This window comes from Arthrobacter livingstonensis (genome assembly GCF_003219815.1).
Lineage (GTDB): Bacteria > Actinomycetota > Actinomycetes > Actinomycetales > Micrococcaceae > Specibacter > Specibacter livingstonensis.
Genome location: NZ_QJVD01000066.1, coordinates 1 through 5,871, shown reverse-complemented (window position 1 = coordinate 5,871; position 5,871 = coordinate 1). Strand labels below are relative to the sequence as shown.

At 54.5% G+C, this 5,871-nt stretch carries 3 rRNA genes; all 3 read right to left on the bottom strand.

The features are described from left to right. Positions 1-11 precede the first annotated feature (11 nt). Positions 12-128, bottom strand: a 5S ribosomal RNA gene (gene rrf / locus CVV68_RS22575). Positions 129-402: 274 nt separating this feature from the next. Next, positions 403-3,565, bottom strand: a 23S ribosomal RNA gene (locus tag CVV68_RS22570). A gap of 587 nt (positions 3,566-4,152) precedes the next feature. Beyond that, positions 4,153-5,687 (bottom strand): 16S ribosomal RNA (locus tag CVV68_RS22565). Together the 16S, 23S and 5S rRNA genes form the textbook arrangement of a ribosomal RNA operon. Positions 5,688-5,871 lie beyond the last annotated feature (184 nt).

Below are 5,871 nucleotides of genomic sequence, written 5' to 3'. Positions count from 1 at the left end.
TTTTTGGTGTTGTCCGGCGGTGTCCTACTCTCCCACATCCTGTCGAATGCAGTACCATCGGCGCTGTGGGTCTTAGCTTCCGGGTTCGGAATGGGACCGGGCGTTTCCCCCACGCTATGACCACCGTAACTCGTTCCCCAACCCCTTTGCGGGGTGGGTGGCTTGTTGGGTGTTCCTGTGTTGAACAACAGTATTTTATTATACAGGAAACCTTGTCCCGGGCCTGACCCACGGATGGGTTTGGCCACGGCCGGGTTTCCCGGTGTTTTTTGGTTTCCCGGGGGCAAGCAACTTGGCCCGGGGGTTTGTTGTTTGGGAACCACATAGTGAACGCGAGCATGCAGTGTACCCGTGGCGGGTGAATGGCTTTTGAAGGTACATTCACCCCTGGGGGTACTTTGTGTAGTGTAAGTTATCGGCCTATTAGTACCGGTCAGCTTCACGAGTCTTTAGTCCTCGCTTCCACGTCCGGCCTATCAACCCAGTGGTCTAGCTGGGGGCCTCCCACACTTACGTGTATGGAAATCTCATCTTGAAGCGGGCTTCCCGCTTAGATGCTTTCAGCGGTTATCCCATCCGAACGTAGCTAATCAGCGATGCACTTGGCAGTACAACTGACACACCAGAGGTTCGTCCGTCCCGGTCCTCTCGTACTAAGGACAGACCTTCTCAAATTTCCTGCGCGCGCAGCGGATAGGGACCGAACTGTCTCACGACGTTCTAAACCCAGCTCGCGTACCGCTTTAATGGGCGAACAGCCCAACCCTTGGGACCTACTCCAGCCCCAGGATGCGACGAGCCGACATCGAGGTGCCAAACCATGCCGTCGATATGGACTCTTGGGCAAGATCAGCCTGTTATCCCCGAGGTACCTTTTATCCGTTGAGCGACGGCCATTCCACAATGTGCCGCCGGATCACTAGTCCCGACTTTCGTCCCTGCTCGAGGTGTCCCTCTCACAGTCAAGCTCCCTTGTGCACTTACACTCGATACCTGATTGCCAACCAGGCTGAGGGAACCTTTGGGCGCCTCCGTTACTCTTTAGGAGGCAACCGCCCCAGTTAAACTACCCATCAGGCACTGTCCCTGACCCGGATTACGGGCCGAAGTTAGATGTCCAAAGTGACCAGAGTGGTATTTCAACGATGACTCCACCACAACTAGCGTTGCGGTTTCACAGTCTCCCACCTATCCTACACAAGCCACTCCGAACACCAATACCAAACTATAGTAAAGGTCTCGGGGTCTTTCCGTCCTGCTGCGCGTAACGAGCATCTTTACTCGTACTGCAATTTCGCCGAGTTTATGGTTGAGACAGCGGGGAAGTCGTTACTCCATTCGTGCAGGTCGGAACTTACCCGACAAGGAATTTCGCTACCTTAGGATGGTTATAGTTACCACCGCCGTTTACTGGGGCTTAAATTCTCAGCTTCGCCCACAAGTGGGCTAACCGGTCCTCTTAACCTTCCAGCACCGGGCAGGAGTCAGTCCGTATACATCGTCTTGCGACTTCGCACGGACCTGTGTTTTTAGTAAACAGTCGCTTCCCCCTGGTCTCTGCGGCCCACACCCGCTCACGGAGAGTAAATCTCCTTCACGGGGCAGGCCCCCCTTCTCCCGAAGTTACGGGGGCATTTTGCCGAGTTCCTTAACCATAATTCTCTCGATCGCCTTAGTATTCTCTACCTGATCACCTGTGTCGGTTTGGGGTACGGGCAGTTGGAACCTCGCGTCGATGCTTTTCTAGGCAGCATAGGATCACCAAATTCCCCCTAACGGGGGTCCCATCAGATCTCAGGAGCGCCAATCAAATGACCACACAACGGATTTGCCTATCGTGTTCCCTACATCCTTAGACCGGGACAACCATCGCCCGGCTCGGCTACCTTCCTGCGTCACACCTGTTAATACGCTTACCTCCCCGGTTCAGTATCCCACGCGCACCTTCCTCCCCTGGCCCGAAGGCACGCAGGAAAAAGCTTTGGGTGGTTAGTATCACCGGTTCAATATGGGCGGTTCTTCACCGGTACGGGAATATCAACCCGTTGTCCATCGACTACGCCTGTCGGCCTCGCCTTAGGTCCCGACTTACCCAGGGCAGATTAGCTTGACCCTGGAACCCTTGATCATTCGGCGGACGGGTTTCTCACCCGTCTTTCGCTACTCATGCCTGCATTCTCACTCGTGTGGGCTCCACCGCTAGTTCACACTGCGGCTTCAATGCCCACACGACGCTCCCCTACCACTCCGGACGGCTGAACCACGAAGGCTTGCCTATATATCCGAAATCCACAACTTCGGCGGTGTACTTGAGCCCCGCTACATTGTCGGCGCGGAATCACTTGACCAGTGAGCTATTACGCACTCTTTTAAGGATGGCTGCTTCTAAGCCAACCTCCTGGTTGTCTAAGCAATCCCACATCCTTTCCCACTTAGCACACGCTTAGGGGCCTTAGTTGGTGGTCTGGGCTGTTTCCCTCTCGACCATGAAGCTTATCCCCCACAGTCTCACTGCCACGCTCTCACTTGCCGGCATTCGGAGTTTGGCTGACGTCAGTAACCTTGTAGGGCCCATTAGCCATCCAGTAGCTCTACCTCCAGCAAGAAACACGCGACGCTGCACCTAAATGCATTTCGGGGAGAACCAGCTATCACGAAGTTTGATTGGCCTTTCACCCCTACCCACAGCTCATCCCCTCCATTTTCAACTGAAGTGGGTTCGGTCCTCCACGCGCTCTTACACACGCTTCAACCTGGCCATGGGTAGATCACTTCGCTTCGGGTCTAGATCACGCCACTGCAACGCCCTGTTCAGACTCGCTTTCGCTACGGCTTCCCCACACGGGTTAACCTCGCGACGTAACACTAACTCGCAGGCTCATTCTTCAAAAGGCACGCCATCACCACAACAACAACCCACAAGTGGGCTCGGTGGCTCTAACGGATTGTAAGCACACGGTTTCAGGTACTATTTCACTCCCCTCCCGGGGTACTTTTCACCTTTCCCTCACGGTACTTGTCCGCTATCGGTCATTAGGTAGTATTTAGGCTTATCAGGTGGTCCTGACAGATTCACACGGGATTTCTCGGGCCCCGTGCTACTTGGGATGAATACCAGGGAGTGCACTGCATTTCGGTTACGGGACTCTCACCCTCTACGGCAGGCCATTCAAAGCCCTTCACCTATACATGCACCATTCCCCCCACCAGGCCGGCAGACCTGGAACGGTAAATCCCACAACCCCGACCATGCAACGCCCGCCGGCTATCACACATGGCACGGTTTAGCCTGATCCGCGTTCGCTCGCCACTACTAACGGAATCACTATTGTTTTCTCTTCCTGTGGGTACTGAGATGTTTCACTTCCCCACGTTCCCTCCACACACCCTATATATTCAGATGCGGGTCACCACCTCGCCTTGCAACGGGTAGCGGGGTTCCCCCATTCGGACACCCTCGGATCAAAGTTCGGTTATCAACTCCCCGAGGCTTATCGCAGATTCCTACGTCCTTCTTCGGCTCCTAATGCCAAGGCATCCACCGTGTGCCCTTAAAAACTTGACTACACAAACAGTCAACAAAACCATATCGAGAGAACCATGAAAACCAACACCACCACACCCCAAAAAAGGTGCAACAGCATCAGATCCAGGTTCAAATTATCTCAAAGAAATTGCTTCTTTATAAAGATGCTCGCGTTCACTATGTAGTTCTCAAACAACAACCCCACCACACACCCACCACCAGGACACCAACCCCCACCCCCCACACAAAAGCAGGAAACAAGGAACCGGCACCACCCCAACGACAGGTCGCATGCAGGAAACCAGGCACAACACAACCACCAAACAACCCCCACACCCCCCAAAGGGCACCGGGAACATTCAGCGGTCCTTGTTGCTCCAGGACCCAACAGTGTGCCAAACGCATAACAACCCACACCCAGCAACCCCAACAGTCCGTTCCGCACCCCCCACACGTGAAGGGTTGTACTTGAACCAGGTCGCCAGATGCCGATCAAAAGGCTGCTTTATTGATATTCCACCCTTGAGCAACCCACCCAGGAACGAATGTCCTGGCAGCAGGTCTTTACTCCTCACACCACCAACACAACCCATGCGGGCCATCTCGCGGTGTTTGGTGCTCCTTAGAAAGGAGGTGATCCAGCCGCACCTTCCGGTACGGCTACCTTGTTACGACTTAGTCCCAATCGCCAGTCCCACCTTCGACCACTCCCCCCCTTGCGGGTTGGGCCATGGGCTTCGGGTGTTACCAACTTTCGTGACTTGACGGGCGGTGTGTACAAGGCCCGGGAACGTATTCACCGCAGCGTTGCTGATCTGCGATTACTAGCGACTCCGACTTCATGGGGTCGAGTTGCAGACCCCAATCCGAACTGAGACCGGCTTTTTGGGATTAGCTCCACCTCACAGTATCGCAACCCATTGTACCGGCCATTGTAGCATGCGTGAAGCCCAAGACATAAGGGGCATGATGATTTGACGTCGTCCTCACCTTCCTCCGAGTTGACCCCGGCAGTCTCCCATGAGTCCCCACCATAACGTGCTGGCAACATAGAACGAGGGTTGCGCTCGTTGCGGGACTTAACCCAACATCTCACGACACGAGCTGACGACAACCATGCACCACCTGTAAACCGGCCGCAAGCGGGGCACCCGTTTCCGGGCGTTTCCAGTTCATGTCAAGCCTTGGTAAGGTTCTTCGCGTTGCATCGAATTAATCCGCATGCTCCGCCGCTTGTGCGGGCCCCCGTCAATTCCTTTGAGTTTTAGCCTTGCGGCCGTACTCCCCAGGCGGGGCACTTAATGCGTTAGCTACGGCGCGGAAAACGTGGAATGTCCCCCACACCTAGTGCCCAACGTTTACGGCATGGACTACCAGGGTATCTAATCCTGTTCGCTCCCCATGCTTTCGCTCCTCAGCGTCAGTTAATGCCCAGAGACCTGCCTTCGCCATCGGTGTTCCTCCTGATATCTGCGCATTTCACCGCTACACCAGGAATTCCAGTCTCCCCTACATCACTCTAGTCTGCCCGTACCCACCGCAGATCCGGAGTTGAGCCCCGGACTTTCACGGCAGACGCGACAAACCGCCTACGAGCTCTTTACGCCCAATAATTCCGGATAACGCTTGCGCCCTACGTATTACCGCGGCTGCTGGCACGTAGTTAGCCGGCGCTTCTTCTGCAAGTACCCTCAACCACACAACGTGTGGCCTTGTTCCCTACTGAAAGAGGTTTACAACCCGAAGGCCGTCATCCCTCACGCGGCGTCGCTGCATCAGGCTTTCGCCCATTGTGCAATATTCCCCACTGCTGCCTCCCGTAGGAGTCTGGGCCGTGTCTCAGTCCCAGTGTGGCCGGTCACCCTCTCAGGCCGGCTACCCGTCGTCGCCTTGGTAAGCCATTACCTCACCAACAAGCTGATAGGCCGCGAGTCCATCCAAAACCACTAAAGCTTTCAACAAAACACCATGCGGTGAAAAGTCAATATCCGGTATTAGACCCAGTTTCCCAGGCTTATCCCAGAGTTAAGGGCAGGTTACTCACGTGTTACTCACCCGTTCGCCACTAATCCCCGACGCAAGCGCCAGTTCATCGTTCGACTTGCATGTGTTAAGCACGCCGCCAGCGTTCATCCTGAGCCAGGATCAAACTCTCCGTTAATAAAACAAACAGACACACACAATCCCACCGGAAAAAGACAGGAAAAATGTGCACTAAATTCGAAACCAGCTAAACAGTCCTGCCATCACCACAGGGGCGGCAACAACAAAACCAAATAACCAATTCAATACAATAAATTGGTATCAATAAAACTTGGCACACTATTGAGTTCTCAAACAACAAC